The organism is Mesorhizobium sp. M6A.T.Ce.TU.002.03.1.1 (assembly GCF_003997275.1).
Classification (GTDB): Bacteria; Pseudomonadota; Alphaproteobacteria; order Rhizobiales; family Rhizobiaceae; genus Mesorhizobium; species Mesorhizobium mediterraneum.
In genome coordinates this window covers 17,247-44,114 of sequence record NZ_RZTI01000038.1, presented here as the reverse complement: position 1 = coordinate 44,114, position 26,868 = coordinate 17,247, and the positions used below count along the sequence as shown (strand labels likewise).

The following is a 26,868-nucleotide window of genomic DNA, read 5'->3' as shown; positions in this document are numbered from 1 at the left end:
CTGGCCTACCCGCGCATCATGGGCCACGAGGTTTCCGGCACTATGATCGAGGCCGGCGACGGCGTCGATCTGGCCGTCGGCGAGCCGGTGGTCATCAACCCCTATCTCGCTTGCGGCAAATGCATCGCCTGCCGGCAAGGAAAACCGAATTGCTGCGTGAAGATCGAGGTGCTCGGCGTGCATCGTGACGGCGCCATGTGCGAACGCATCCTGGTGCCGGCGCAAAATCTTTATCCGGCAAACGGCCTGTCGCTGGCCGATGCCGCCGCCGTCGAATTCCTGGCGATCGGAGCGCATGCCGTGCGGCGCTCGCTGGCACAGCCAGGCGCGCGCACCCTGGTCATTGGCGCCGGGCCGATCGGGCTCGGCACGGCGCTGTTTGCCCGCATCGCCGGTCTCGACGTGACGCTGCTCGACATGAGCGCGGAGAGGCTGGATTTCGCCGCTAGCGAACTCGGCTTCGCGACCCTCGACGGTTCGCGGACGTCTGCGACCGATCTGGTGCGGGAGGCGACCGGCGGCGAAGGTTTTGACGTGGTTTTCGACGCCACCGGCAACACCCAGTCCGTCCAGTCGGCCTTCGCCCATGTCGCCCATGGCGGGACGCTGGTCCTGGTCAGTGTCGTCAAGGACGACATCGTCTTTTCCGATCCCGAATTCCACAAGCGCGAAATGACGCTGATCGGCAGCCGCAATGCGCTGCGCGCCGATTTCGACCATGTCGCCGCCTCGATCCGCGATGGCGCCGTGCCGCTGGCGAAGCTCGTCACCCATCGCACGACGCTGGGCGAGACGCCGCGCGACCTCGCCCGCTGGGCGCATGAGAAATCCGGCCTGATCAAGGCGGTGATCGAAGTCGGGTCATAACACGGCAGGCGGTGAGCCCGGCCCGAATGACAACGCCCCGCGCAGGTCGACCCCCACTCCGTCTCGGCTTCGCCGAGCCACCTCTCCCCCGAGCGACGGGGTAGAGGAAGGGTGCGAGCCTATTGCAGCCAACGCTCCTCAACCAGACTCCCTACTTCTCTCGCCGTCAGCGGGCTCCCTTCCTCTCCCTCCGGAGGGGGGAGAGGTGGCTCGGCGAAGCCGAGACGGAGTGGGGGAAGGCGGTCCTCAAACGCCAAACCGCTGACATGTAAGCGCGACCGAGCTGGTATGATATCAGCGTGGGTCAGATAAATCACGGTCTCGTATAAGGCCGGCACTACCTACAGCGCCGACAGTTTGAGCTCGACGCGCTCAGCCGGAAACCGCGTTTCGGCGAACTGGATCGGCTGGCCGTCCGGCGTGACGTTGACGGCGACCGTGACCAGCACGATGGCGCCGGGCTGCAGATCGAGATCGGCAAGGTCGGCGGCATCCGCGTGGCGCGCCGACAGCACCGTCGATTGCCTGAGATAGTCACTGATGCCGAAACGCTGGAGCGAAGCGGTCACCGATCCAGTTTCCGCGATAGCGGTCTCGATGCCTGCGAAGCGTTTTGCATCGAACCAGCCGGTGGCACGCGAGACCGGCTGTCCATCGGCTTCACCGCGTGTCTCAAGGCGGATGACGCTGGAACCCTTGGCTAGACCTAAGCCTTCGGCGACACGCCGGCTGGCCGGCTCGACCGCCGACTCGAGCAGCACGCTGCGGCGCTCAGACGCTTGCCCTTGCAAGCCCTCCGAAAAACGGGTGCGGGCGCCGATCGGATAGGACAGGCGCTTGCGCGAAAGCACGAAAGTGCCGCGCCCCTGCTCGGCCCTGAGCACGCCATCCTGCACCAGTGCTGCGATGGCGCTGCGCACCGTATGGCGGTTGACACCATAGCGCTCGGCCAGCGCGACTTCCGGCGGCAGCGCGGTATTCTCGGCAAAGTCGCCGACGGCGATCGAACGCAGGATTTGATCGGCGATCTGCCGCCACAGCGAGACGCCGCTGCGCCGCTCTATGCTGCTGGGCTGCCCGATCATGTCTTGCCCCGATCTTTTCGCCCGTGTCATGCACCCGTCATAGACACGCATTAGATAATAGGTATAATTTGTATAATTGTCTATATCAATAGACAAATTTTCGATGCAAGGGAATGTTAACCATGCGAGGACAGGAAGCGCGCGATCAGGCTCAGCGCAAGGCCGTTATGGCAACGCTGGCGCAATCGACCGGCGACGATATCGTCCGGCTGTGGAACGAAGCCGGCCTGCCTTCTGAGGCGGAACTCCTGCGCGGCCCCGAAACCGGCTTGGTCACCGTGCGCGGCCGCATCGGCGGCGGCGGCGCGCCGTTCAACGTTGGCGAGGCGACGGTCACCCGCGCTACCGTCCGGCTCGCCTCCGGACAGGTCGGCCACTGCTACGCGCTGGGCCGTGACAGGCAGAAAGCAAAACTGGCGGCGATCGCCGACGCGCTCTGGCAGGACCCTGCCCTGCGCCGTGAGGTCGAGACCAAACTCATTGCGCCGCTGCAGGCCGCACTGGCCAGCGCACGTGAACGGCGTCGCGCCGAGACGGCGGCAACGAAGGTCGATTTCTTCACCATGGTACGCGGAGAAGACTGATGGACATCGTAACCCAAGCGATCGAAGGCGGCTTTGCCGATCCGGTGTTCGACGCCCAGACGGTGTTCCGCGCCGTGATGGACGCAATGGCGCGGCCGGGCACCCTGCAGCCTCTGCCGGTCTTTGCCCGCCCGCCGGCGCCGCTATCAGCCACCGCGGGCGCCATTGCGCTGGCGCTGTGCGACAACGACACGCCGCTGTGGCTCGACCCCGTTTTGCAGGCCCCGGTAGCGGTGAAATCCTGGCTCGGCTTCCACACCGGCGCGCCCCTGGCCAACACGCCGGCCGATGCGCATTTCGCGCTGATCGCCACGCCGGCCGAAATGATGGCGCTCGACGGCTTCTCACAAGGCACCCAGGATTATCCCGACCGCTCCACGACGCTGATCCTGCAAGTCGGAGATCTCGTTTCAGGCGCCCCTCTGTTGCTCGAAGGTCCTGGCATCGAAAAGACTGCAAGCATCGCGCCGGCACAGATGCCGCGCCATTTCGTCGAACAGTGGAAGCAGAACAACCAGCGCTTTCCGCGTGGCGTCGACATCGTCCTCGCCACCCCGGACGGCGTCGCCTGCCTGCCGCGCACGACGCGCATCAAGACGATGGAGGCGTGATATGTATGTCGCGGTAAAGGGCGGCGAAGCGGCCATTGCCAACGCCCACGCCCTGCTCGCCGACCGCCGGCGCGGCGACCGCTCGGTGCCGGCGCTTCGCCTCGACCAGATCGTCGAGCAACTTGCGCTCGGCGTCGACCGGGTGATGAGCGAAGGCTCGCTCTACGACAGGGAATTGGCGGCGCTCGCCATCGTCCAGGCGCGCGGCGACATGATCGAGGCGATCTTCCTGGTTCGCGCCTATCGCACGACGCTGCCACGCTTCGGCTACACCAAGGCGATCGACACCGGCGCGATGCTGGTCGAGCGGCGTGTGTCGGCGACCTACAAGGATCTTCCCGGCGGCCAGCTTCTCGGCCCGACCTTCGACTACACCCACCGGCTGCTCGATCCCGAGCTTGCCGCGGGCCGCGACGTCGCCGAGCCGCAGCAGCGTGCCAGCGAGGCGGAAGCCATGCCCCGTGTCTCCGCCATCCTCGCCCGCGAAGGCCTGATCGAGCCCGACGGCGACATGCCGCAGGACCATGTCCCCGGCGACATCACCCGCGAGCCGCTGGAATTCCCGATGGCGCGCGACATCCGCCTGCAGGCGCTGTCACGCGGCGACGAGGGTTTTCTCCTCGCACTCGGCTATTCCACCCAGCGCGGCTATGCCCGCAACCACCCCTTCGTCGGCGAGGTTCGCATCGGTGAGGTCGAGTTGGAACTCGATGTCGCGGAGCTGCCCTTCGCGGTACCGCTCGGCTCCGTTCGCGTCACCGAGTGCCAGATGGTCAACCAGTTCAAGGGCTCGGCCAAGGCGCCCCCGCAATTCACCCGCGGCTACGGCCTCGTCTTCGGCCAGAGCGAGCGCAAGGCGATGGCCATGGCGCTGTGCGACCGGGCGTTACGCGCTTCGGAATTCGGCGAAGATGTCGTCGCCGCGGCCCAGGACGAGGAGTTCGTCATCTCGCATTCCGACAATGTCCAGGCGACCGGCTTCGTCGAGCATCTGAAGCTGCCGCACTATGTCGACTTCCAGGCCGAGCTCGACCTCGTGCGCCGCATGCGCGCCGAGCATGATGCTCGCGAAAACGCCGGCAAAGCCGAGGAGAAAAGGGAGGCAGCGGAATGACCGCACAACCGACCGACATCGCCACCTACAACTTCGCCTATCTCGATGAGCAGACCAAGCGGATGATCCGCCGGGCGATCCTCAAGGGCATCGCCATTCCCGGCTATCAGGTGCCGTTCGCCTCGCGCGAAATGCCGATGCCCTATGGCTGGGGCACCGGCGGCGTCCAGGTCACCGCTTCGATCATCGGCCCGGACGATGTGCTGAAGGTCATCGACCAGGGCGCCGACGACACCACTAATGCCGTTTCGATCCGCGCCTTCTTCAAGAAGGTCGCCAATGTCGCTGTCACCACCGAGACGGCGAAGGCGACCATCATCCAGACCCGCCACCGCATCCCAGAACATCCGCTGACATCGGGCCAGGTGCTGGTCTATCAGGTGCCGATCCCCGAGCCGCTGCGCTTCCTCGAGCCGCGCGAGACCGAAACGCGCAAGATGCATGCGCTGGAGGAATACGGCCTCATGCATGTGAAGCTCTACGAGGACATTGCCAGGCACGGTCGCATCGCCACCACCTACGCCTATCCGGTCAAAGTCGAGGGCCGCTATGTGATGGACCCTTCGCCAACACCGAAATTCGACAATCCGAAGATGCATCGTTCGCCGGCTTTGCAGCTATTTGGCGCCGGCCGCGAAAAGCGCATCTATGCGCTGCCGCCTTTCACCGATGTGGTCAGCCTCGACTTCGAGGACCATCCGTTCGAGGTGCAGACCTTCGACCAGCCCTGCGCGTTGTGCGCGGCTGAGAACGTCTATCTCGACGAGGTCATCCTCGACGATCATGGCGGCCACATGTTCGTGTGCTCCGACACCGATCATTGCGAGAAGCGGCGCGAACAAGGCCATCGCGGCCGCCTTGCGCCTGAAACCCCTCTTGCCCTGGAAAAAACGGAGCCGGCGCAATGACCGACGAGCCGCTGCTGCGCGTTTCAGCGCTCTCCAAATTCTATGGCTCGCGCGTCGGCTGCGAGAACGTCACCTTCGGCCTGTGGCCGGGCGAGGTGCTGGCGGTGGTCGGCGAATCCGGTTCCGGCAAGACGACGCTGCTCAACTGCCTGTCGACCCGGCTGCTGCCGAGTTCCGGCGCCGCCAGCTACCGCATGCGCGACGGCCAGTTTCGCGAGCTCTACCGGATGAGCGAGGCCGAGCGCCGCTTCCTGATGCGCACCGACTGGGGCTTCGTCCACCAGAACCCCGCCGACGGACTGCGCATGACGGTGTCCGCCGGCGCCAATGTCGGCGAGCGGCTGATGGCGGTCGGCGACCGTCACTATGGAAAAATCCGCGCCACCGCCGTCGACTGGCTGTCGCGCGTCGAGATTGACGAAGACCGCATCGACGACGAGCCGCGCGCCTTTTCCGGCGGGATGCGCCAGCGCCTGCAGATCGCGCGCAACCTCGTCACCGGGCCGCGGCTGGTGTTCATGGACGAGCCGACCGGCGGCCTGGACGTATCGGTGCAGGCGCGCCTGCTCGATTTGTTGCGCGGCCTGGTTACCGATCTCGGCCTCGCGGCCGTCGTCGTCACCCACGACCTCGCGGTGGCGCGGCTTTTGTCGCAACGCATGATGGTGATGAAGGATGGCCGCGTCGTCGAAAGCGGCCTCACCGACCGCGTGCTCGACGATCCGCGCGCGCCTTATACGCAATTGCTGGTTTCCTCGATTTTGCAGGTTTGACGATGGCGCCAAGTCACCCCCCTCTGGCCTGCCGGCCATCTCCCCCTCAAGGGGGGAGATTAGCAGCTTTCATGCCTCGCCCCTTCTGCAACGCAGGAGAATGGCGAAACCGAATACGACAGCCGATCTCCCCCCTTGAGGGGGAGATGGCCGGCAGGCCAGAGGGGGGTGCTGTCCCGCCAACGAACGACGATTGGAGCACCTTCTGATGGCAACCCCTGTCGTCGTCTCCGATGTCGCCAAGAGCTTCACCATGCATCTGCGCGACGGCATCAAACTGCCTGTCGTCGCCGGCGTCTCGTTCTCGATCAGGAGCGGTGAATGTGCAGTGCTCGGCGGCCCCTCTGGCGCCGGCAAGAGCTCGATCCTGAAGATGCTCTACGGCAACTACGCCGTCGACGCAGGCCAGATCATCGTCCAGCACGAGGATGGGCTCATCGATCTCGCAACGGCCAGCCCGCGCACCGTGCTTGCCGTGCGCCGGCTCACGATCGGCTATGTCAGCCAGTTCCTGCGCACCGTGCCGCGCGTCTCCGCTCTCGATGTCGTCGCCGAACCGCTGGTCGAGCGCGGCGCGGACCGTGAGGTTGCGCGCAACAAGGCGCGCGCCTTGCTGGCGCAGCTCAACTTGCCGGAAAAACTCTGGATGCTGCCGCCGGCGACGTTTTCCGGCGGCGAACAGCAGCGCGTCAACATCGCGCGCGGCTTCATCACCGAGCACCCGATCCTGCTACTCGACGAGCCGACCGCCTCGCTCGATGCCAGGAACCGCGATGTGGTGATTGCGCTGATCGCGGCCAAGAAGGCAACCGGCGTCGCCCTGCTTGGCATCTTCCACGACCACGACGTGCGCGAGGCGGTCGCCGACCGCGTCATCGACGTGACCGCCTTTGCCGCCGGGAAAATCGCCGCATGACCAGAAAGCTGTCGGAAACACCGCTGGTCCACGACACGGCGGAAGTCGAGAACTCGACGCTCGGCCGCTGGACCGAGATCGCCGACCGCTGCCGGGTTTCGGAGAGCACAATTGGCGACTATTCCTACATGATGCAGGACTGCGGTGTCTGGTGCGCGACGATCGGTAAGTTCGCCAACATCGCCGCCAGCGTCCGCATTAACGCCACCAATCACCCGACCTGGCGGCCGACGCTGCACCATTTCACTTATCGCGCCTCGGACTATTGGGACGACGCCGAACACGAGAGCGAATTCTTCGCTCAGCGTCGCGCCAAGCGCGTCACCATCGGCCATGACACCTGGCTTGGCCACGGCTCGACCATCCTGCCCGGCGTAACCGTCGGCGATGGCGCGGCGGTCGGCGCCGGCGCCGTGGTGTCGAAGGACGTTGCGCCCTACACCATCGTCGGCGGTGTGCCGGCGAAACCGATCCGCGAACGCTTCGACCGCCGCACGGCGGAACGTTATCAGGCGCTCGCCTGGTGGGATTGGGACCATATCAGGCTGCGCGCCGCGCTCGACGATTTTCGCGCGCTTTCGGCGGAAGCGTTTCTGGAGAAGTACGGTGAGTAGTGAGTAGTGAGTAGTGAGTAGTGAGTAGGAGATAGGAAGTCGCGGATTGGACGAAGGTCTCTCTTTTCACTACTCACTACTCACTACTCACTACTCACTACTCACTACTCACTCCCAACACACTACTCACTCCCACCACCACACCATTCATATCCCTGACACATGACTCGGACAAAGGCGGTCTTTCCCTGGAGATCGCCATGCCCATCAAACCTTCGCTCGCCGGATTCTTTGCCGGCTCGAACCCGAACCCTCCCGTGCATCTCGGCACGCGCTACGACACGTCAGGCAATTTCCTGACCGAGCCCGGCAACACGGTCGTCTGCCATCTCGTCAGCGGCTCAGCTTCCGAAACGGCGGTCATCGAAGTGCGTGAGCGGATGCGCGTTATGCCCGATGCCGACAGGCTGGCCTTCACGCCGATCTCCAGCCTGCATATGACGCTGTTCCAGGGCATCATCGAATATCGCCGCCGGCTTCCCTACTGGCCTGAGGATGTGCCCCTCGACACAAGCATCGACGACATGACCCGGCTCTATCTGGAGCGCCTGAATGGCGTCGGGGACCATGGCGCGTTTAAAGTCAGGGTTGTCGATGTCGTGCCGACCGGGCTTACCGTTACCGGCGTGTCGGACCAGGACGAGCGCATCATGCGCGCGTGGCGCGATGCCCTGTCGGTGCCGTTCGGATACCGGCATCCCGATCACGACAGCTATACTTTCCACATAACTTTCGCCTACCAGATCCGGCGCCTCGACGACGAAAGGGCCTCGCAATGGCAACAGCTATTCGATGACTGCCTCTCGCTGCTCGCCCTTCAGGCTCCGGTGATCGAGCTGCGGCCTCCGGCATTTTGCAGCTTCAAGGACATGAAGCATTTCGAGGAGCTTCTTGTCCTGGGCTGACGGCGCGACGTCTCTGCCTGTGGGCAGTAACAAAACTGACATCAATCCGACACCGCAGGTTCATGCGGCTGCGCTAGCGAAGGTTAACAGACCTTCGAAACGCGACTGGACTGGAACTTGCCTATGTCAGCAACCTCAGCCACGCTTGAAATCCGCGGCGTCACCCGCCGGTTTGGCAAGAACACCGCCGTCAGCAATGTCGATATCTCGATCCCGCATGGTCAGATGGTCGGCATCATCGGCCGTTCCGGTGCCGGCAAGTCGACCCTTTTGCGCATGATCAACCGCCTCATCGATCCCAGCCAAGGGTCGATTTTCTTTGACGGCGCCGAAGTCTCCAGCCTGCGCGGCTCGCTGCTCAGGCGCTGGCAGCGCGACTGCGCCATGATCTTCCAGCAGTTCAACCTGGTGCCGCGTCTCGACGTGCTGACCAACGTCTTGCTCGGCCGGCTCAATCACCGCTCGACCGTTGTCAATCTGCTCGGTGTCTTTTCTCGCGAGGAACGGGCCGAGGCGATCGCGGCGCTCGAGCGTCTCGACATTGCCCGCACGGCGCTGCAGCCGGCCGGCACCTTGTCCGGCGGCCAGCAGCAGCGCGTTGCGATTGCCCGTGCCATGATGCAGCAGCCGAAGGTGATCCTTGCTGACGAGCCGATCGCCTCGCTCGACCCGCTCAACGCCAAGGTGGTTATGGATTCGCTGCAGGACATCAATCTGCGCGAGGGCATCACCGTCGTCACCAATCTGCACACGCTGGATACCGCGCGCACCTATTGCAACCGCATCATCGGCATGGCCGCCGGCAAGGTCGTGTTCGACGGCCCACCCGAAGACCTCAACCGCGAGGCCGTGCGCCTGGTCTATGGTGCCGATAGCAATGGTGGCGAAATCTCCGAGGCCATCACCTCGACCAGCGTCACCATCAAGCAAAAAATCGCCGCATCCGCCGGACCGCTCGAGCCCGCATTTCCGGGCTACTAGTTCCATGATCCCGACAAGTGGATACCGGTATCCGGAAACGATCATGGACAAGCAAAAGAGCGCCTGGATCGCCGGCCCGCGTCAAGGGCGCTGTCAAAATTCGAACGCTACCGGCGCGATGCCGGAACCAACAGGAGAGACGCGACATGTTTAGAAAGATGCTTTTCGGTGCTGTTTCCATCGTCGCCATGGCGATGGGCGCGGTTCAGGCACAGGACCTGAAGGAATTCCGCGTCGGCATTTTGGGCGGCGAGAACGAAGCCGACCGTCTGCGCAACTACCAGTGCTTCGCCGACCACATCAAGGAAGTCCTCGGTGTCGAGAAAGTCTCGCTGTTCCCGGCCGCCGACTACGACGGCGTCATCCAGGGCCTGCTCGGCGGCACGCTTGACTATGCCGAGCTCGGCGCTTCCGCCTATGCCAAGATCTATCTCGAAAACAAGGACGCGGTTGAGCCTATCCTGACGACGGTCCAGACCGACGGTTCGACCGGCTATCATTCGGTCATGGTCGCCCGTGCCGATTCCGGCATCAAGACGCTCGCCGACATGAAGGGCAAGAAACTCGGTTTCGCCGATCCCGATTCGACTTCGGGTTACCTGATCCCGGTCACTTCACTGCCCAAGGACATCGGCATGGATGTGAAGAGCTACTTCGCGTCGACCGGTTTTGGTGGCGGCCATGAACAGCTCGTCCTCGAGGTCCTGAAGGGCACCTTCGATGCCGGCACCACCTGGGCCTCCGGCGTCGGCGACTTCAAGGACGGCTACAGCTCGGGCAATCTGCGCAAGATGGTCGACAAGGGCGTCCTCAAGATGGACGATCTTGTCGAATTGTGGCAGTCGCCGATGATCCCGAACGGCCCGCTGGTGCTGCGTGCGTCGATCGATGCCGGCGCCAAACAGAAGGTCACCGATTTCCTGACCAAGCTTCCGGAAACCGATCCAGCCTGTTTCTCGGCGATACAGGGCGGCGACTTCAAGGGCTATTCGCCGGTCACCCCGGAATTCTATCAGGCAATCATCGACGCCCGTAAGGCGAAGATCGGCTCGTAAGTAAACTGCCACAACGCCGCCGGGGCCATGTGCCGCCGGCGGCGTTGCCGCATCATGGGCCAGGGATCGATAAATGAGTGCGACCGACGTTTATCGTGCGCCTGCGCTTTCACCGGAGGGAGCCACTGTCGAGCGGCACTGGCGTGACCTCGCCGCCCGCCGGCGCCTTTACACGATCGGAGGCCTGGTTTTCCTGTTTCTCGCGCTCTCTGGCTCGCTCTGGTTCGCCAACGAAACCAACGCCGGAAAGTTCTTCGACCGCCTTCCATATATCGCCGACTTTTTCACGGAATTGAAGCCGCGCGACTGGTTCGATCCGGTGCGCGCGCTGTTCGACCTGCCGTCCCCCTACGACGATGGCAGCCTCAAGTTCGACTACCCAGAAGGCCGGGTCTATCTGACCCAAAGCATCTACGTTCCGGAATATTTCTACCGGATGATCGAGACGCTGAACATCGCCCTGTTTTCGACGCTGGTGGGCTCCACATTCGGTTTCCTGCTCTGCTTCCTGGCTGCGGGCAATATCACGGCCAGCCGCTGGCTCCGTTTCACCACGCGCCGCTTCCTTGAGATCGTCCGCGCCTTTCCGGAAATCGTCATCGCCGGCTTCTTTCTGGCGGTCTTTTCGCTAGGACCCATTCCGGCGATCCTCGCGGTTAGCATCCACACCGTCGGTGCGCTCGGAAAAATGTTCTTCGAAGTGGTCGAGAATGCCGACATGAAGCCTGAAGAAGGTTTGCGAGCCGTTGGCGCCAACTGGGTCGAACGCGTGTGGTTCGGCATTGTGCCCCAGGTTCTGCCCAACTTCATGAGCTATTTCCTGCTCCGCTTCGAGATCAATGTGCGCGCTTCGACCATTCTCGGCGCCGTCGGCGCCGGCGGCATCGGCGAATCCCTGCGTCTTTCGATCAGCCGGGGCCATGAGGCCAAGACCATCGCCATCGTCTTCCTGCTGTTCTGCACGATTGTCGGCGTCGATCAGTTTTCGGCGTGGCTGAGACATCGTCTTGTCGGCCGGCAAGCGTTCGCATACGGGCGCGGAGAGTAATGCGATGAACGCCGACGCCATCAACGACATCGCCACTCGCCATCCGGACGCGTTCCGGCTACCCCTATGGAAGCGCTATGCCGCCCCGCTCGGTATCGTTCTCTGCATCCTCTACACATTCTATTGCGCCTGGTTCTTCTCGGTCGTTACCGTTCTCGAAAAAGCGAACTGGAACCTTGCCGGCGCGTATCTCGCCGACTGGGTGTCTTACGAAATCCGGCCTGACATCGAATTCAAAGACAACCATCTGACGATCGACTACTCCCGCTTTTCCAAGCTGGGATCCAATCCAAATCCCGACTGGGTGGCCAAGCAGATGGCGGTGATCGAGCGGCGGGTCGACGCCGCACCTGCACCGGCGGCCGCGACGAACAAGTCGTCGCAGGAATCGTTTATGGCGCCTGGTGCGCCAACTGCCGAGAACCCGGCCGCCCCGTCAAACCAATCCGCTCCGGCTGTGCCTGAAACGGTGCGCGAAAACGCAGTTGTGGCGGCGACTGTCACTCTTGGCAGTGGTCAGATCGCCATCACGCCAAACCTTGTCACCGTGACGCGCGGCGGCGAAAGCGTCATTTTCGACATTGCCAAGGACAGCTCTGTGACGCCGCGCACACCGCTGCCTGACTGGATCGAGCAGCGCAGGCCAGGCTCGACAGCCTATGTCTCGTTCGGATTTCTCGGTCGCGCTGAAGTCCAAAACGACGAAGTCGTTGCCTGGAGGCGTTTCTTCGGCTGGGCCAATTTCGTGTTCGACACGAACTCGCCATTCTGGGGAAAGCCGTTCGGCGAGGTCGCTTCACTGATTATCTCCGGAGCACGCATCGATCCGTCGCGATCAAACGCGGCGCTCGCCTGGGACAACATCCTCAACAACGCCGAGTGGCAGCACGGCGACGTCTGGCTGAAGCTTTTGCAGACCATCGTCATGGCTTTCGTCGGCACGGTGCTGGCATCGATCGTCGCCTTTCCGCTCGCCTTCCTGGCTGCGCGCAACGTCACGCCGAGCCGGATTGCCAACCAGGCAACAAAACGCTTCTTCGATTTCCTGCGCTCGGTCGACATGCTGATCTGGGCGCTGTTCTTCACGCGTGGCTTCGGTCCGGGGCCGCTGGCCGGCATGTCGGCGATCTTCTTCACCGACACCGGAACCCTGGGCAAGCTCTATTCCGAGGCGCTGGAAAACATCGACGACAAGCAGCGCGAGGGCATCCGCTCGGTTGGCGCCACGCCGGCAATGGTGCAGCGCTATGGCGTGCTGCCCCAGGTTCTGCCGGTATTCCTTAGCCAATCCCTCTATTTCTGGGAATCGAACACCCGGTCAGCGACGATCATAGGCGCTGTCGGCGCCGGCGGCATCGGCCTGAAATTGTGGGAGGCCATGCGCACCAACACCAATTGGGCCAATGTTTTCTATATGGTTCTGTTGATCCTGGTTGTCGTCTTTATCTTCGACAACATTTCCAGTTTTCTCCGCCGCAAACTGATGGGATCGGTCGGAAACGGCAACAAGGAGCGGCGCGAGCGAGCGCCCGCCGGCCTGCCGCCGGCAGCTCGGGTCGCCTGAGAGGAAGGCTTAGCTGCGTCCTAAGCACCAGCCCTCTTCCAGCCGCTCTTGATGTGCTTGTAGCCGTCGCGATAGACGGCTTCCGGACTTTCCGAAAAGTCGCGCCAGACCTTGGTTGCCGCCGCCAAATCCTTCAGCGAGCGGCCGAAGGCCTCGATCGTCAGCCAGTCGTCATAGCCGCTCTTGCGGATGGCCGAAAACGTCTCCTTCCACGGAATGTGGCCGCGCCCAGGCACGCCGCGATCGTTCTCCGAAATATGGATATGGACGATATTCCTGCGGTTGCGCGTATAGGCGCCGATCGGGTCGGCTTCCTCGATATTGGCGTGGAAGGTGTCGTACATCGCCTTGATGTGCGGCCGGTCGATTGCGTCGACATGCTCCGACAAATCGTCCATGGTGTTGAGCAGATAGCATTCAAAGCGGTTGAGCGCCTCCAGCCCGATTGTGACGTTCTTCTTGCCGGCGTGGTCGCCGATGGCGCGTTGCGAGGCGACCGAGCGCTTCTTCTCCGCCGCCGTCGGCCCGCTGCCGGAAAATGCGCCGAGTGTCGAATGCAGCGGGCCGCTCAACGTTTTGGCGCCGAGCGCAGCTGAGCAGTCGATCGCCCATCTCATATAATCGATGCCGACCTTGCGCGTTCCGCCATCGGCCGAGATCAGATTCATCGCCGGATCGCCCATTGCCGAAACCGCGGTGCGCTCCAGTCCGATGCGGTCGAGCAGTTCGCCAAGTTTTGTGTAGTCGTCGGGCGTGCCGGAAAAGACCGGAATCTCGACGCCATCAAAGCCGGTCGCCTTGATATCTCTGAGCAATGACTCGTGTTTCTTCGATACGGCCGTCGTCCACAAAAACATGCACATGCCGATTTTCATCGACGCTCCCTCCCCTTTGACAGCCGGCTGGCTCCTCCGCCGACTTCGCCACAAGCCCCCTCATCCGGCCGCTTCGCGGCCACCTTCTCCCCGCTGGGGAGAAGAGGCAGACGCCAGCGCCGGCGATCTCCTCTCCCCTCGGGGAGAGGTCGGATTGCCCCGAATTGCCCTTGCAATTCGGCTGGCAATCCGGGTGAGGGGGCTTCCCGTTAACCGGGCGCAGCGATTAAAGCTTCGTCCAGGCTCCATTCTTCTTCGACGACTTCACGCAGGCCTCGATAAAGGCCATGCCTTCGACGCCATCCTGGATGGTCGGGAAGACGACATCCTTAGCCGGCTTACCGCCCTTGCGGCGCGCCGCGCGGATGGCGCGGGCCGCCTCCTGGTAGATGTTGGCGAAACCTTCGAGATAGCCTTCCGGATGGCCTGACGGAACCCGGCTGACGCGCCCGGCGACGGGCAGCGCGCCAGCGCCATTGCGGGTGATCAACTGCTTCGGCTGGCCGAACGGCGTGTACCAGAGATAATTCGGATCGGCCTGCACCCATTCAAGCCCGCCCTTCGACCCACAGATGCGCAGCTTCAGCCCGTTCTCGTGGCCGGGCGCCACCTGGCTCGCCCAGATCATGCCCTTGGCCGGGTGCGACTTGCCGACCGGTTTGAAGCGCAGCATCACGTTGACATTGTCATCGAGCTGCCGCCCCGGCACGAAGGCATCGAGATCTGCCGATAGCGAATCGAGCTCCAGCCCGCAGACGAAGCGCGCGAGATTGTAGGCATGCGTGCCGATGTCGCCCAGCGCACCGCCAGCGCCGGCCTGCTTGGGGTCGGAGCGCCAGGACGCCTGCTTCTGGCCGGTGGCGGCGAGGTCTTCGGTCAGCCAGTCTTGCGGATATTCCGACTGCACGATCCGGATGTCGCCGAGCTGCCCCTTGGCCACCATCTCGCGCGCCTGCCGTATCATCGGATAGGCGGTGTAGTTGTGGGTGAGCACAAAGACCTTGCCGGTCTTTTCAACCAGTGCCGCCAGCTTCTTCGCTTCCGCCAACGTCGTCGCCAGCGGCTTGTCGCAAATGACGTGAATGCCGGCTTCGAGAAATGCCTTCGCCGCCGGCACATGCACATTGTTGGGCGTGACGATGGCTACCGCTTCGATGCCGTCCGGTCGCTTGGCCTCGGCCTTGGCCATCTCAGCGAAAGAGCCGTAGCTGCGCGTGGGATCGAGCCCGAGTTCCGCGGCCGACGCTTTCGCACGCGCCGGATCCGACGATAGGGCACCTGCCACCAGCATGAACTCATTGTCCATGCGCGCCGCGATCCGGTGCACGGCACCGATGAAGGCGCCTTGCCCGCCGCCGACCATGCCGTAGCGGATCGGGCCGCCTCCCGTTTCCGACTTCGATGCGCCGACCATGATTTTCTCCCTCGTCGTTGCTTACCTCCCCCTTGAGGGGAGGTCGATCCGCGCAGCGGATCGGGTGGGGTCGCCGGGCGTGGAACTCGGCATGGACCGACCCCACCCGGCCCTTCGGGCCACCCTCCCCTCGAGGGGGAGGGACAGCGGCGTTAAATTCCCATCATGGCGCGCAGCATCTTTTTGTCGGTCGCGCCGCCGGCGAAGTCGTCGAAGGCCTTTTCCGTCACCCGGATGATGTGGTGCTCGATGAAGGGCGCGCCTTCGGCCGCGCCGTCCTCCGGATGCTTCAGGCAGCACTCCCATTCCAGCACCGCCCATGAATCATAGTCATATTGAGCAAGCTTGGAGAAGATGCCGCCGAAATCCACCTGCCCGTCGCCGAGCGAGCGGAAACGCCCGGCCCGGTTTGTCCAGCTCTGATAGCCGGAGTAGACGCCTTGCCGGCCGGTCGGATTGAACTCGGCATCCTTGACGTGGAACGCCTTGATCCGCTCGTGATAGATGTCGATGAATTCGAGGTAGTCGAGCTGCTGCAGCAGGAAATGCGACGGGTCGTAATTGATGTTGCAGCGCTTGTGGCCGCCCACCGCGTCGAGGAACATCTCGAAGGTCGCGCCGTCGAACACGTCTTCGCCCGGATGGATCTCGTAGCCAAGGTCGACGCCATTGTCCTCATAGACATCGAGGATCGGCTTCCAGCGTTTGCCGAGTTCAGAAAATGCTTCCTCGATCAATCCCGCCGGCCGTTGCGGCCACGGATAAAGGTAGGGGAAGGCCAACGCTCCGCAAAAGGATACCGACGCCTTGAGCCCAAGATTTTTCGAAGCCTTGGCGCCGAATTTCATCTGTTCGACCGCCCACTGCTGCCTGGCCTTCGGATTGTTGTGAACCGCAGGCGGCGCGAAGCCGTCGAACTGCGCGTCGTAAGCCGGATGCACCGCCACCAACTGCCCCTGCAGATGCGTCGACAGCTCGGTGATCTCGACGCCGGCCTCGGTGCAGATGCCCTTTACCTCGTCGCAATAGGCCTGAGAAGACGCCGCTTTCTCGAGGTCGAACAGCCGGCTGTCCCAGGTCGGGATCTGCACGCCCTTGTAGCCCAGGCCGGCCGCCCATCTGGTGATCGACGGCAGCGAGTTGAACGGCGCGGCATCGCCCGCGAACTGCGCCAGAAACAGCCCAGGCCCCTTCATCGTCGACGGCATCGGCATCCTCCCTAATTTTTCCACGACCAAGCATAGCGCCGATTGAAAGCAGGGCCAGCCTCTTTGGTCTTTTCGCACAGTGCGTTACGCACCGCTATTCTGGTATTACCAAACATCGAAATCTCGTCAAGCCACCTTGCTTGCCATCCGAAGCCTGCAACTATACCGAGTTTCGCGACATATTGCAATGTAATCAATGAGGTAAGCCAGGCATCAGAGCGGTAATCCTGCGCTTCTTGCCGTTCAGATCAAATTGCTGTAGACCTCGCTTCAGGCCCAATTGGTCGAACCAGTTTACGAAGAACGCTGGAGCGCCTTGGGGAGGAATCGTGCTGCGCGCTCCGATGGGTGCGTTGCAGGCGAGCTGTTACAGGCGAATTCTGGGAAGGACAGACCATGCATCTTTCGACGCACAACTGGATGCGGGCCGAACCGTTGGAGACGACGCTCAAACGCATCAAGAAATTCGGCTACGAGTCGATCGAGATTTCCGGCGAGCCCGCGCAATACAAGACCAATGAGACGCGCGCGCTCCTGAAGGAGCACGGCATCCGCTGCTGGGGGGCGGTGACGCTGATGCTGGGTGAGCGCAACCTTGCCGCCAAGGACCAGGGCCAGCGCGAGCGCTCGGTGCAGTACGTCAAGGACGTGCTGACCATGGTCAGCGAGCTCAATGGCGAGATCATCACGCTCGTTCCCGCGACCGTCGGCAAGGTGGTGCCGGACGGCACCGAAGAAGAAGAATGGAAATGGGTGGTCGACGCCACCAGGGAGTGCTTCACCCATGCCAAGAAGGTCGGCGTCAAGATCGCGGTCGAGCCGCTCAACCGCTTCGAGACCTATCTGTTCAACCGTGGCGCCCAGGCGCTGGCGCTGGCCGATGCGGTCAGCCCCGAATGCGGTGTCTGCCTCGACGCCTACCACATCCACATGGAAGAATTTAACGTCTATGACGCCATCCGGCAGGTCGGCAAGCGGCTGTTCGACTTCCATGTCGCCGACAACAACCGCTTCGCCGCGGGGCTCGGACAGATCGACTGGCCGAAGATCGTCGGCACGCTGAAGGAGGTCGGCTACGACGGCGCGCTGACCAATGAGTTCGTCGCCCCTGTCGACCGCACGCCGGCCGCTCCCTATCCCGACATGGTCGAGCGCAATCCAGTCGACATCTCGCCGGAGCAGCTGAAGTTCATCCAAGACCACGGTTCCAGCGTGCTCACGGAGAAATTCTACACCGACCAGATGCGCATCAATGCTGAAACGCTGCTGCCGCTGATCAAGTAGTCGGTCCGTTTGGGAATGAGCCTTCCGCCCTGACCGGCGGCAGGGCCGGGGATGAACATGCGCATCAAGACGGTCCAAGCCTGGTGGGTCCGCATACCGATCGAAGCCGCGAAGCAGCATCGCAGCGACTTCGGTCAGGTGACGACGTTCGACGCCGCCATCCTGCGCATCGAGACCGACGATGGGCTGGTCGGTTGGGGTGAAGGCAAGAATGCCGCCGGCAGCACCGGCAGCTATGGCGCCCTCGTCCACATGCTGAACCACGAGGTCGGCCCGCAGCTGATTGGCTGCGATCCGGCTGACATCGGGGTGATCTGGGAGATGCTCTACAATGGCGTGCGCCACGACAGCGCCGCGCAAAACGGCCACGCCATGCCGCAACTGGCGCGGCGCGGCATCAGTGTCGCGGCGATCAGTGCCGTCGACATCGCATTGTGGGATATTCTGGGCAAGTCGCTGGGGGTGCCGGTCTGGCGGCTGCTCGGCGGCCGCAAGCTCGAACGCATGCCGGCTTATGCTTCCGGTGGCTGGGCGTCCACCGAGGCGATCGGCGACCAGTTGAAATCCTATATCGCCAAGGGTGGCTTCAAGGCGCTGAAGATGCGGATCGGCGCGATGGACGGCACCCCGCACAATTCCGCCGCCCGCGTCCGCGCCGCCAGACAGGCGCTCGGCCCCGAAGTCGACCTGATGGTCGATGCGCATGGCACCTACACTGTGGCGGAGGCCAAGCGCTTCATCCATCTTGCCGGCGATCTCGATCTGGCCTGGTTCGAAGAGCCGGTCATCGCCGACGATAAGCCTGGGATGGCCGAAGTGCGGGCGTCCGGCTCCATCCCGATCGCCGCCGGCGAAAGCGAGGCGACGCGCTACGCGTTCCGCGACCTCGCCATGCTCAAAGCGGCCGATATTTTCCAGCCGGATCCCGCCTTCTGCGGCGGCATCAGCGAGGCGATGAAGATCGGCACCATCGCCAGCGCCTTCAATTTGCGCTTCGCGCCGCATCTGTGGGCCGGCGCCCCTTGCTTCTTTGCCGGGCTGCATGTCTGCGCTGCCTCGCCGGCTAGCTTTACCGTCGAATATTCGCTCGGCGCCAACCCGATGATCCACGATCTTATCGAAGAGACTGTCGAAGCAAAGGACGGTATGATAGCGATCCCCGAGAAGCCCGGACTGGGATTCACCCTTTCGGAACGGTTCCTGGAGGCGCACGCGCTACGCGGCTGATCATGAAAGAAAAGAACCTCCTCGCGGAACTCGCCGCCTATCTGTTCTCCCATTCCGACAAGGCGACGGGCCGAACGCCGTCTGAGCGTGAACTGGCGGAGCATTTCGCCGTCAGCCGTGGCCAGATCCGCGAGGCGCTGGCCATCCTCGAAGCCATGCGCATCGTCGAGCGCCGGGCCAAATCCGGCATCTATATCGACACCAAGCAGCCCAGCGTTGAGGCGATGGCACTGTTTGCGCGGGCCGGCCTGCCGCTCGACCCGATTATGATCTACGAGACGGTCGAGTTGCGCAAGATCCACGAAATCAAGGCCGCTGAGCTTGCCTGCTCGCGTGCCACCGAGGAAAATTTCGAGCGGCTGCGCGAAATCCTGAAGGCTTCGGAGGATCGCATTGCTGCGGGCGAAGGCCTCGCCAAGGAGGACCGCGAGTTTCACCTTGAGATCGTGCGAGCAACCAAGAACAGCGTTTTTCACAACATATGCAGCGTCTACTACATGATGGGCGAGCAACGCCTGCCGATCTATTTCAACGATCCCGAACGCAGCGTGCGCTCGCATGCGGAGCACATCCAGATCTATGAGGCGCTGCTGCGCCGCGACGGCAACCTCGCCCAGGCGCTGATGAGCGCCCATTTGCAAGGCGCGGAGAGCTACTGGAAAGGCCTGATCGAAGGCCGCGAAGAAACTCAAAGCCCAGCGCTCGAACAGGTCTGACATGCCTAGAATCCTGTCGACGCACACGCTGCACCCGCGCGCCTCCGCCATGCTGACCGGTGCCGGTGAACTCGTCGTCGCCTCCGCCCTCGATGCGCACACGCTGGCGACTGAGGCGAGGAACGCCGATATCATCATCGTTCGCGCGCCGCTGCCATCAGCGCTTTTCGAGGGCGCGACGAAGCTCCGGGCCGCAATCCGCCACGGTGCCGGGCTCGACATGGTCCCCATGGAAGCGGCCACCGCAGCCGGCGTGCTGGTCGCAAACGTGCCCGCGGTCAATGCACGGTCGGTCGCCGAATACGTGATGTTCGCGGCCCTAGCGCTGCTTCGGCGTTTCCGCCTGGTGGATCGCGACTTGCGGGCGAAGGGCTGGCTGGCCGGCCGCGACCACACCACTCTCGCCAGCGAGCTCGCCGGCAAGACGATCGGCATTGTCGGCTTCGGCGCCATCGGACAGGCAGTAGGCCATATCGCGGCACATGGTTTCGACCTGGACGTGGTGGCGACGACGCGCAGCATGGGGCCGGCGCTGGACAGGGTCGGCTTCCTGTCGATCGACGCGCTGGTCGAGCAGAGCGACATCATCGTTCTGTGCTGCCCGCTGACACCGGAGACGCGCGGCCTGATCAACCGCGAGCGCATCGGTCGAATGAAGCCGCATGCGCTGCTGATCAATATTTCGCGCGGACCGGTGATCGACGACGACGCGCTGATCGAAGCGCTGCAAAAGGGCCGTATCGGCGGTGCTGCGCTCGATGTCTTTGCGACGCAGCCGCTGCCTTCCAATCATCCCTATTTCGGCTTCGACAATGTCATCGTCACCCCGCATATGGCAGGGCTCACCGAGCAGTCGATGATGCGCATGGGCGTCGGGTCGGCTGATGAAACCTTGCTGGTGCTGGCCAACAAATTGCCGGTCAACCTGCGCAATCCCGAAGTGGTCGAGCACTACCGGCGGCGGTTTCCGGCCGACGCGTAGCGTCACCGCCGTTTCGCCCTATTTCTCCACGACGCTGGACCCATGCTCGTTGTTCGCCGCATGGCGCTGCTTGCTGCCATCTTTTCGATCTGCGTCCTGCCCTCGCTCGCTGTGGCGGAGAGCAGTTATGTCTATTGCGACAACGGCTTGCGCTGCGTGATGGCGCCCTGTCCATCGAACAGCGCGCTCGATCTTGCCACCGGCAAAATCATCAAGGGCGTGTCGATCGACATCGATGAATTGCCGCGGGAGGACAAGGCGCTCGATCTCTCGGACAAGCTCTACGCCGGCAAGGTCGTGGTTTTCGGCTCGATCGAGAACCGGACCCAGACCTTCAACGGCAAGCGATACACTCTGCCATGGCTGGTCGCGACCGGTATCGAACGCGCCTCCAGGGACAGCGAACGCGGCCACTGTTCGTCGCATTGACGTTCACGTCTTCAGTGGCCAAGCAGTGCCTCGACCCCCGCAGCGATGCGCAGGAGACGGTGGTCGTGGCCGTTGCGCGCCACCAGCATCAGCCCGGCCGGGCGCGCCATTCCCGGCATCGGCAGCGAGATCGCGCAGAGGTCGAACTGGTTGGCGACCTGGGTGTTGCGCAGCAGAAGGCCTTCCGTACGTTCACATAGAACTTCGTCGCTGGTCATCGACACGATAGTCGGGGCGGTGACCGGCGTGGTCGGCAGGGCCAGCACATCGATCGACGCCAGCCGCTCGTCCATGGCGGCGACAAGCGCCGTGCGGCGGCGGATTGCCCTTATATAGGCGGTGGCCGGAACGGCGGCAGCGCGCGACAGTGGCTCGCTCACCCGCGGATCGACCGGTGTCGTCGCACCTGTCGCCAGCCAATCTGCGTGGACCTCGGCACCCTCCATCGCCGCGATCGAGGCCCGCTTGGTTACCGCGCGCAGATCGGCAAGGAGGTCATCGATGGAGAGATCGGCGAGACGCGCACCCGCAAGCTCTACCTTGCCAACACATCGGTCGAACGCCGCCGCGACCTCTTCTTCCATATCCTCGAAGAGCACGCCGCGTGGAACGCCGATGCGCAGGCCGTCCAGCGGAAGCGGAACCAGTGCCACAGGCTCCTCGCCCGCCATCACCGCGTCGGCTGCGGCACATTCGGCAACGGTGCGCGCGAGTGGGCCGATGGAGTCGAGCGTGTTGGACAGCGGGAAAACGCCATCGCGTGGCACACGCCGTGCGGTCGGCTTGAAGCCGACGACACCGTTCAGCGACGCCGGAATGCGGACCGAACCGCCGGTGTCGGAACCGATCGAGATCTCGCTCGTGCCTTCGCCGACCGAAACGCCGGCGCCTGAAGACGAGCCGCCCGCAATCCGGCTGGTGTCGGTCGCATTGCCAGGCGTGCCGTAATGCGGATTGACGCCGATCGCGGTGAAGGCAAATTCGGTCATGTTGGCCTTGCCGAAGATGACGGCACCCGCCTGCCGTAATCGTCGAACGATGACGGCATCCCGCAGCGCCGGCGCCGCGGTGCCGAGCAACAACGAACCGGCTGTGGTCGGCTCGCCGGCGACGTCGAACAGATCCTTGATCGACACAATCGCTCCGTCGAGCGGTCCAAGTGTGACGCCAGCCTTGCGCCTGATATCGGCGGCATCGGCGGCTGCCCGCCCGGCTTCCGGATAGAGTTTTACGAATACGCTTTCATTGTCCGCGCGGACGGCGAGACGCGAAAGGACGACTTCGAGGCGGTCGCGGGCAGATTGCATTTTCGGTGTCGGACTCCGGACGCCTGCAACGTCTTACAGGCAACGACTGGTGCGTGACCTGCAGAGACATAACCCGGCACAAGCACATTTGCACCCTGTCGAAAGAAGGAGGAGACCTGATGCTCTACAAAGGCAGCTGCCACTGCGGTCAGATCGCCTTCGAGGTCGAAGGCGATCTGACCGGAGCCGTGCGATGCAATTGCTCGATCTGCTCGCGCAAGGGCGCACTGCTATGGGCCGTGCCGCATGCGGCATTGCGGGTGCTTGCCTGGGGTGACGATCTTGGCCGGTACACTTTCGGCAACCATGTCATCGCCCACCGGTTCTGCCGGACCTGCGGCATCCATCCCTTCGCCGAGGATGTCAGCGAAGGGAGCGAACGAAGCGCCTACGTCAACATCCATTGCATAGACGATCTCGATCTGGACGCTGTGTCGGTTTTCGACTTCGACGGCCGCGCGGCCTGAAACCGAAACTATTGCCGGCTCCCAGCGTTCGAGCGGTCTAGCGGTACCCCGTCACATCGGCTGGTTTGCCGGCGTCCTGAACCTCGGGAACGTAGCGCCACGCGTCGGGCCGCGAGCCGTCGAGATCGGTAAAGCCATAAACCCGCGCCAGCCCGCCGCTGGACAGCGACTGTCCGTTCCAGCGCGAACGATCCGGGTCCGCCGCCAGCGCCGCCACCGCGCGGCCGACGAAGCGCGGCGTCTCCGAGATGGCAAAATGCGGCACTTTCGCTGTCGCATCACGCCAGTTATCCTCCGTCACCCCAAAAGCCTCCAACATCATTTCCGAACGCAGCCAGCCGGGTGTCAGCGAAATCGAGGTGGCACCATGCGGGGCAAGGTCCTGGGCATGGGCCCAGGCCATGCGGGTCACCGACACTTTGGCGAGGTCGTAGAACGGGGAAAGCCGATAGTGGTCTGCATTATACTCGGCTGTGCCGTCGGTGACTTCGACAAGCAGCCCGCCCGGGCGCTCAATCAGAAGCGGCAGCGCGTAATGCGCGGTGATCAGATGCGTGTCGATGCCGAGCCGCAGCATGCGCAAACCATTCGTGAGATCATGCTCCCAAACCGGCTTGTTCCACTCGAACAGTTTCTCACCGCCCCAGATGTCGTTGACCAGTATATCGAGACGGCCCTGCTCGGTACGTATCCGGTCAACCAGCTTGCGCACGTCTTCCGAAATCAGATGATCGACCTGCACGGCAATGCCCTTGCCGCCAAGCGCCGAAACCAGTTCCGCCGTTTCCTCGATGGTTTCAGGACGCGCATATTCGGACGGATGCCCGCGCGTCGACCTGCCGGTGACGTAAACAGTCGCGCCGGCAGCGCCCAGTTCGACTGCAATGCCTCGGCCGGCGCCACGCGTGGCGCCCGCGACCAGAGCGACTTTTCCACGAAGCCTCATTAGGCTCTCCCAAAGCTCGATTCGACCAGGAGGTGCTGGTCTCTGCCGGTGCCATAATATATAAATGATCATTCGGTTATAAATGGATGTCAAGATGCCCCGGCCAAAAACCCAGTCCGACGAAGACGTGCTCGAAGCGGCGAACCGGCTGATCCACGCGCATGGCCCGGAAGCGCTCACCTTTGAGCGGCTGTCCGTAGCCTGCGGGCTGTCCGGCTCGACGCTGGTGCAGCGTTTCAAAAGCAAGGCCACTCTGAAGCAGAGGGCTCTGTTGCAGGCATGGGACCGGCTTGATGACAAGACGGCGAGGCTGTCGAAGACGATCCCAAGAACCCCTGGTGGAGCGATCGGGCTGCTGGTGGCGCTGTCGCAGGACTATGGCGGCATCGAATCCTATGCCGAAGGCCTTCTGGTGCTGCGCGAGGATCTGCGCGATCCGCTGCTTCGCGCACGCGGCGCGTCGTGGAAAGCTTCTCTGTGTGCCGTGCTCGACGCCTGTTTTGCCTCAGCAGCCGATGCGCCCGAGGGCGTCGGCCTGCTCATGGCTTCGCACTGGCAGGGCTCGCTGCTGTGGTGGAGCTTCGACCCCGAGGTCGAAGTGGCCGCTTATGTCGAAAACAGCCTGACCCGTTTCGTAACGGCGATATCGGCCCGAAGAGCGTAACCGATCTCCGGGCCGATCAAAGATGAATCCGCAAAGACGGCCGGGCTAATCTGCGTGCTTCGGACCAAGCGAGAACGCCGCCAAGGCCGCCAGTAACGTCGCGATCCCGCAATAGGCGAACGCACTGGCAACGCCGGCGTTGTCGACCAGCAGGCCGCCGAAAACGGCGCCCAGCGCAATGGCCACCTGGAACGTGGCGACCATCAGCCCGCCGGCGCTTTCAGCCTGGTCGGGAGCGGCTCGCACCAGCCAGGTTTGCAGCCCGACCGGCACCGCGCCGAAGGCAAAGCCCCAGGCGGCAACCGCTATCGCCGCAACGACTGGCGAGGCTCCGAGAGTAAGCAGCAACACCGCGGCCACAGCAATCAGCAAAGGCGCCAGGCCGACGGCGGTTTTGAGGCTGCGCTCGGCCATGAAGCCACCGGCAAAATTGCCGAAGAAGCCACCGATGCCGTAGGCGAGCAGCACAAGCGAGATCGTCTCGATATCCAGCGCGGGCACCTTCTCGAGAAACGGGCGGACATAGGTGAAGCCGGCAAAGTGTCCCGAAGCGACCAGCAGGACCACCAGAAGCGCAATCCTGATCATCGGGCGCTTCATCACGTCCAGCAAGGTCCGAACGCTTGCCACGCCCGCCGGCGGCAGCTTCGGAAGGGTGGCGATCTGCACGAGCAGCGCCAGGGCGCCGACAACAGCTGCGATCATGAAGGCCGTTCGCCATCCCCAGATGTCGCCGACATAGGCACCGACCGGGGCGGCGCAGACCGTCGCCACCGAAACGCCGGTGAGGATGATCGACATGGCGCGCGGCATCAGCCGCATCGGTACAAGCCGCATCGCCATGGCCGCCGACATCGACCAGAAGCCGCCGAGACTGATCCCGAGCATGATGCGAGCGATCAGAAGAACGGGAAGCGAGGAGGCAAACGCCGCCACCAGGTTCGACAGGATCAGCAGCACCGTCAGTCCCCACATGACCAGCCTGCGGTCCAGGCGTTTGGTGATGATGGCCATGGTCGGAGCGGCTATCGCGCCGACAACGGCCGTCGCTGTCACCGCTTGGCCCGCAGTCCCTTCCGTCACGCCGAGGTCCTGCGCCAGCGGCGTCAGCAGACTGGCAGGCAGGAATTCTGCGGTCACCAGCCCAAACACCCCAAGCGCAAGGGACACGACCGCCCCCCACGCCGGCTCGGCTCGTTCGTCGGTTTCCGCGGGATCAAGAACGGCGTCCATGACGCCTGTCGCGGGTTCGGTCATGATGGAATCTCCGGTCTGGTTGCAGCGCAGCATTTGGCTGCAATGCAACATAGGGAGTGACCGCCTGGAGTTTCCATGCTAGAAACACCATCATGCTTGACTATTCGTCCAAAGTTCCGATCACCGGCGATCCGCTGACAGACATATTGCGCGGGTTACGGCTCGACGGCGTCGAATACGGCCGCTGTGAAATGCAGGAGCCCTGGGGCCTCCAGTTTCCGGCCCAGACGGCGGCACGGTTTCATTTCATCGGCCGCAAGGGATGTTGGCTGCTGCAGCCGTCCGGCGAATGGGTGGAGCTCAAGGCGGGCGACGCGGTGCTGCTGCCGCGTGGTGCGGCACACGTCCTGGCGAGCGAGCCGGGTATCGAGGCTTCGCCGATCCAGGGCTACAAGGTCGCCGAGGTCTGCAAGGACGTTTACTGCATGTCCAATGAAGGTCGCCGGCCGGGGACGCTGCTGTTTTTCGGCAGCATGTATTTCAATCTCGACGGTTTGCACCCATTGCTCGGCATGATGCCGGACGTAATGCGCGCGCACGAGTTGGAAGCCTATGAACCCGGCATCCCGCATCTGCTGGAAGCCATGGCCCGCGAAGTGACGATGGAGCGCGTCGGATCCGGCGGCATCCTCGCACGGCTTGCCGATGTGCTCGCCGCCACCGTCATCCGCTCGTGGGTCGAGCGCGGCTGCGGCGACTCGTCCGGATGGATCGCGGCGGTGAGAGACCGCGAGATCGGCCGCGTGCTGGCGGCAATCCACCTCGAACCGGACCGCGATTGGACCGTGGAAACGCTCGCCAGGATGATGGGCGCCTCGCGATCGGGTTTCGCGGAACGCTTCGCGACGATCGTCGGTGAAACCCCGGCCAGATATGTCACCCAGGTGAGAATGCACCAGGCTCGGCAATGGCTGGTCCGCGACCGGCTGAAGATTTCCGTCGTCGCCGCTCGCCTGGGCTATGAATCCGACGCGTCCTTCAGTCGGGCGTTCAAGCGCGTCATCGGATCGGCTCCCAGCCATTTCCGGGCCGAGGAACAGGCTGAGACCCGCCAAGCCGGCTAAGCC

Annotated in this window: 28 protein-coding genes; 21 read left to right on the top strand and 7 right to left on the bottom strand. The window is 63.4% G+C overall.

What is annotated here, in order from left to right:
- The coding region (locus EOC93_RS14335; protein ID WP_164759135.1) for a zinc-binding alcohol dehydrogenase family protein at positions 1-867 on the top strand (867 nt) is incomplete at its 5' end.
- 341 nt (positions 868-1,208) lie between these two features.
- Here the strand turns inward: EOC93_RS14335 and phnF are convergent.
- Positions 1,209-1,952: a phosphonate metabolism transcriptional regulator PhnF gene (gene phnF, locus EOC93_RS14330; RefSeq protein WP_095488286.1), complete on the bottom strand. Its 744-nt coding sequence runs from the start codon at positions 1,950-1,952 to the stop codon at positions 1,209-1,211.
- 122 nt (positions 1,953-2,074) lie between these two features.
- Between phnF and phnG the strand changes: the two genes are divergently transcribed.
- The 12 genes from phnG to phnE (EOC93_RS14265) all read left to right on the top strand — a co-directional run bounded on the left by phnG (position 2,075) and on the right by phnE (EOC93_RS14265) (position 13,025).
- Positions 2,075-2,536 (top strand): phosphonate C-P lyase system protein PhnG, encoded by a 462-nt coding sequence (gene phnG / locus EOC93_RS14325; RefSeq protein ID WP_095488284.1) that lies wholly within the window; start codon positions 2,075-2,077, stop codon positions 2,534-2,536.
- Entirely contained in the window at positions 2,536-3,147 is a 612-nt protein-coding gene (gene phnH / locus EOC93_RS14320) for a phosphonate C-P lyase system protein PhnH (protein ID WP_095488282.1), read from the top strand. Before phnG ends, phnH begins: the two co-directional genes overlap by 1 nt.
- A 1-nt stretch (position 3,148) precedes the next feature.
- Positions 3,149-4,261, top strand: a complete 1,113-nt coding sequence (locus EOC93_RS14315) for a carbon-phosphorus lyase complex subunit PhnI (protein ID WP_095488280.1) — start codon at positions 3,149-3,151, stop codon at positions 4,259-4,261.
- Complete coding sequence (locus tag EOC93_RS14310; RefSeq protein ID WP_095488278.1) at positions 4,258-5,169, top strand: alpha-D-ribose 1-methylphosphonate 5-phosphate C-P-lyase PhnJ; 912 nt, start codon at positions 4,258-4,260, stop codon at positions 5,167-5,169. The genes EOC93_RS14315 and EOC93_RS14310 overlap by 4 nt, the downstream gene beginning before the upstream one ends.
- Positions 5,166-5,942, top strand: coding sequence for a phosphonate C-P lyase system protein PhnK (phnK, locus tag EOC93_RS14305; protein WP_095488276.1), 777 nt, complete (start codon positions 5,166-5,168; stop codon positions 5,940-5,942). Before EOC93_RS14310 ends, phnK begins: the two co-directional genes overlap by 4 nt.
- Positions 5,943-6,150: 208 nt before the next feature.
- The gene (gene phnL / locus EOC93_RS14295; protein ID WP_095488272.1) at positions 6,151-6,858 is read left to right on the top strand and encodes a phosphonate C-P lyase system protein PhnL; all 708 of its coding nucleotides are present in this window, start codon (positions 6,151-6,153) and stop codon (positions 6,856-6,858) included.
- On the top strand, positions 6,855-7,472 hold the full coding sequence (locus tag EOC93_RS14290; protein WP_095488270.1) for a DapH/DapD/GlmU-related protein: 618 nt from the start codon (positions 6,855-6,857) through the stop codon (positions 7,470-7,472). Before phnL ends, EOC93_RS14290 begins: the two co-directional genes overlap by 4 nt.
- A gap of 200 nt (positions 7,473-7,672) precedes the next feature.
- A complete protein-coding gene (locus EOC93_RS14285; RefSeq protein ID WP_206073003.1) occupies positions 7,673-8,377 on the top strand; it encodes a DUF1868 domain-containing protein in 705 nt (234 codons plus the stop codon).
- Positions 8,378-8,500: 123 nt separating this feature from the next.
- Complete coding sequence (gene phnC / locus EOC93_RS14280; protein WP_095488266.1) at positions 8,501-9,358, top strand: phosphonate ABC transporter ATP-binding protein; 858 nt, start codon at positions 8,501-8,503, stop codon at positions 9,356-9,358.
- 146 nt (positions 9,359-9,504) lie between these two features.
- The gene (gene phnD / locus EOC93_RS14275; protein WP_095488264.1) at positions 9,505-10,413 is read left to right on the top strand and encodes a phosphonate ABC transporter substrate-binding protein; all 909 of its coding nucleotides are present in this window, start codon (positions 9,505-9,507) and stop codon (positions 10,411-10,413) included.
- 73 nt (positions 10,414-10,486) lie between these two features.
- Positions 10,487-11,461 (top strand): phosphonate ABC transporter, permease protein PhnE, encoded by a 975-nt coding sequence (phnE, locus tag EOC93_RS14270; protein ID WP_095488262.1) that lies wholly within the window; start codon positions 10,487-10,489, stop codon positions 11,459-11,461.
- 4 nt (positions 11,462-11,465) lie between these two features.
- Complete coding sequence (gene phnE, locus EOC93_RS14265; RefSeq protein ID WP_095488260.1) at positions 11,466-13,025, top strand: phosphonate ABC transporter, permease protein PhnE; 1,560 nt, start codon at positions 11,466-11,468, stop codon at positions 13,023-13,025.
- A gap of 20 nt (positions 13,026-13,045) precedes the next feature.
- Here phnE (EOC93_RS14265) and EOC93_RS14260 read toward each other — a convergent pair whose 3' ends face one another.
- The 3 genes from EOC93_RS14260 to EOC93_RS14250 form a co-directional block, all read right to left on the bottom strand.
- Complete coding sequence (locus tag EOC93_RS14260) at positions 13,046-13,900, bottom strand: sugar phosphate isomerase/epimerase (protein ID WP_095488258.1); 855 nt, start codon at positions 13,898-13,900, stop codon at positions 13,046-13,048.
- 226 nt (positions 13,901-14,126) lie between these two features.
- Complete coding sequence (locus tag EOC93_RS14255; protein WP_127204930.1) at positions 14,127-15,314, bottom strand: Gfo/Idh/MocA family oxidoreductase; 1,188 nt, start codon at positions 15,312-15,314, stop codon at positions 14,127-14,129.
- Between the two features lie 152 nt (positions 15,315-15,466).
- The gene (locus EOC93_RS14250; RefSeq protein WP_095488471.1) at positions 15,467-16,522 is read right to left on the bottom strand and encodes a sugar phosphate isomerase/epimerase; all 1,056 of its coding nucleotides are present in this window, start codon (positions 16,520-16,522) and stop codon (positions 15,467-15,469) included.
- A 396-nt stretch (positions 16,523-16,918) separates the two neighbouring features.
- Here EOC93_RS14250 and EOC93_RS14245 point away from each other — a divergent pair, with 396 nt between their 5' ends.
- From EOC93_RS14245 to EOC93_RS14225, 5 genes are read left to right on the top strand one after another with little or no spacing between them, the layout of a single operon-like run.
- Complete coding sequence (locus EOC93_RS14245) at positions 16,919-17,806, top strand: sugar phosphate isomerase/epimerase (protein WP_095488254.1); 888 nt, start codon at positions 16,919-16,921, stop codon at positions 17,804-17,806.
- Between the two features lie 57 nt (positions 17,807-17,863).
- Positions 17,864-19,033, top strand: coding sequence for a mandelate racemase/muconate lactonizing enzyme family protein (locus EOC93_RS14240; RefSeq protein WP_095488470.1), 1,170 nt, complete (start codon positions 17,864-17,866; stop codon positions 19,031-19,033).
- 2 nt (positions 19,034-19,035) lie between these two features.
- A complete protein-coding gene (locus EOC93_RS14235) occupies positions 19,036-19,749 on the top strand; it encodes a FadR/GntR family transcriptional regulator (protein ID WP_126104826.1) in 714 nt (237 codons plus the stop codon).
- Between the two features lies 1 nt (position 19,750).
- Complete coding sequence (locus EOC93_RS14230; RefSeq protein WP_127204929.1) at positions 19,751-20,731, top strand: hydroxyacid dehydrogenase; 981 nt, start codon at positions 19,751-19,753, stop codon at positions 20,729-20,731.
- 42 nt (positions 20,732-20,773) lie between these two features.
- A complete protein-coding gene (locus EOC93_RS14225) occupies positions 20,774-21,160 on the top strand; it encodes a hypothetical protein (protein WP_245461459.1) in 387 nt (128 codons plus the stop codon).
- An 11-nt stretch (positions 21,161-21,171) separates the two neighbouring features.
- Here the strand turns inward: EOC93_RS14225 and EOC93_RS14220 are convergent, their stop codons facing one another.
- A complete protein-coding gene (locus EOC93_RS14220; protein ID WP_127204928.1) occupies positions 21,172-22,467 on the bottom strand; it encodes an amidase in 1,296 nt (431 codons plus the stop codon).
- A gap of 119 nt (positions 22,468-22,586) precedes the next feature.
- Here EOC93_RS14220 and EOC93_RS14215 point away from each other — a divergent pair, with 119 nt between their 5' ends.
- Positions 22,587-22,934, top strand: a complete 348-nt coding sequence (locus tag EOC93_RS14215) for a GFA family protein (protein ID WP_127204927.1) — start codon at positions 22,587-22,589, stop codon at positions 22,932-22,934.
- A gap of 37 nt (positions 22,935-22,971) precedes the next feature.
- Here EOC93_RS14215 and EOC93_RS14210 read toward each other — a convergent pair whose 3' ends face one another.
- The gene (locus tag EOC93_RS14210) at positions 22,972-23,880 is read right to left on the bottom strand and encodes an SDR family oxidoreductase (RefSeq protein WP_127204926.1); all 909 of its coding nucleotides are present in this window, start codon (positions 23,878-23,880) and stop codon (positions 22,972-22,974) included.
- 94 nt (positions 23,881-23,974) lie between these two features.
- On the opposite strand from EOC93_RS14210, the gene EOC93_RS14205 reads away from it, so the two are divergent.
- Complete coding sequence (locus tag EOC93_RS14205) at positions 23,975-24,544, top strand: helix-turn-helix domain-containing protein (RefSeq protein WP_127204925.1); 570 nt, start codon at positions 23,975-23,977, stop codon at positions 24,542-24,544.
- Between the two features lie 45 nt (positions 24,545-24,589).
- On the opposite strand, the gene EOC93_RS14200 is transcribed toward EOC93_RS14205, so the two are convergent.
- Complete coding sequence (locus EOC93_RS14200; protein ID WP_127204924.1) at positions 24,590-25,801, bottom strand: MFS transporter; 1,212 nt, start codon at positions 25,799-25,801, stop codon at positions 24,590-24,592.
- 92 nt (positions 25,802-25,893) lie between these two features.
- Here EOC93_RS14200 and EOC93_RS14195 point away from each other — a divergent pair, with 92 nt between their 5' ends.
- Positions 25,894-26,865 carry an AraC family transcriptional regulator gene (locus EOC93_RS14195; RefSeq protein WP_095488245.1) on the top strand — a complete coding sequence of 324 codons (972 nt, stop codon included), beginning with the start codon at positions 25,894-25,896 and terminating at the stop codon, positions 26,863-26,865.
- The last annotated feature ends 3 nt before the right edge of the window (positions 26,866-26,868 follow it).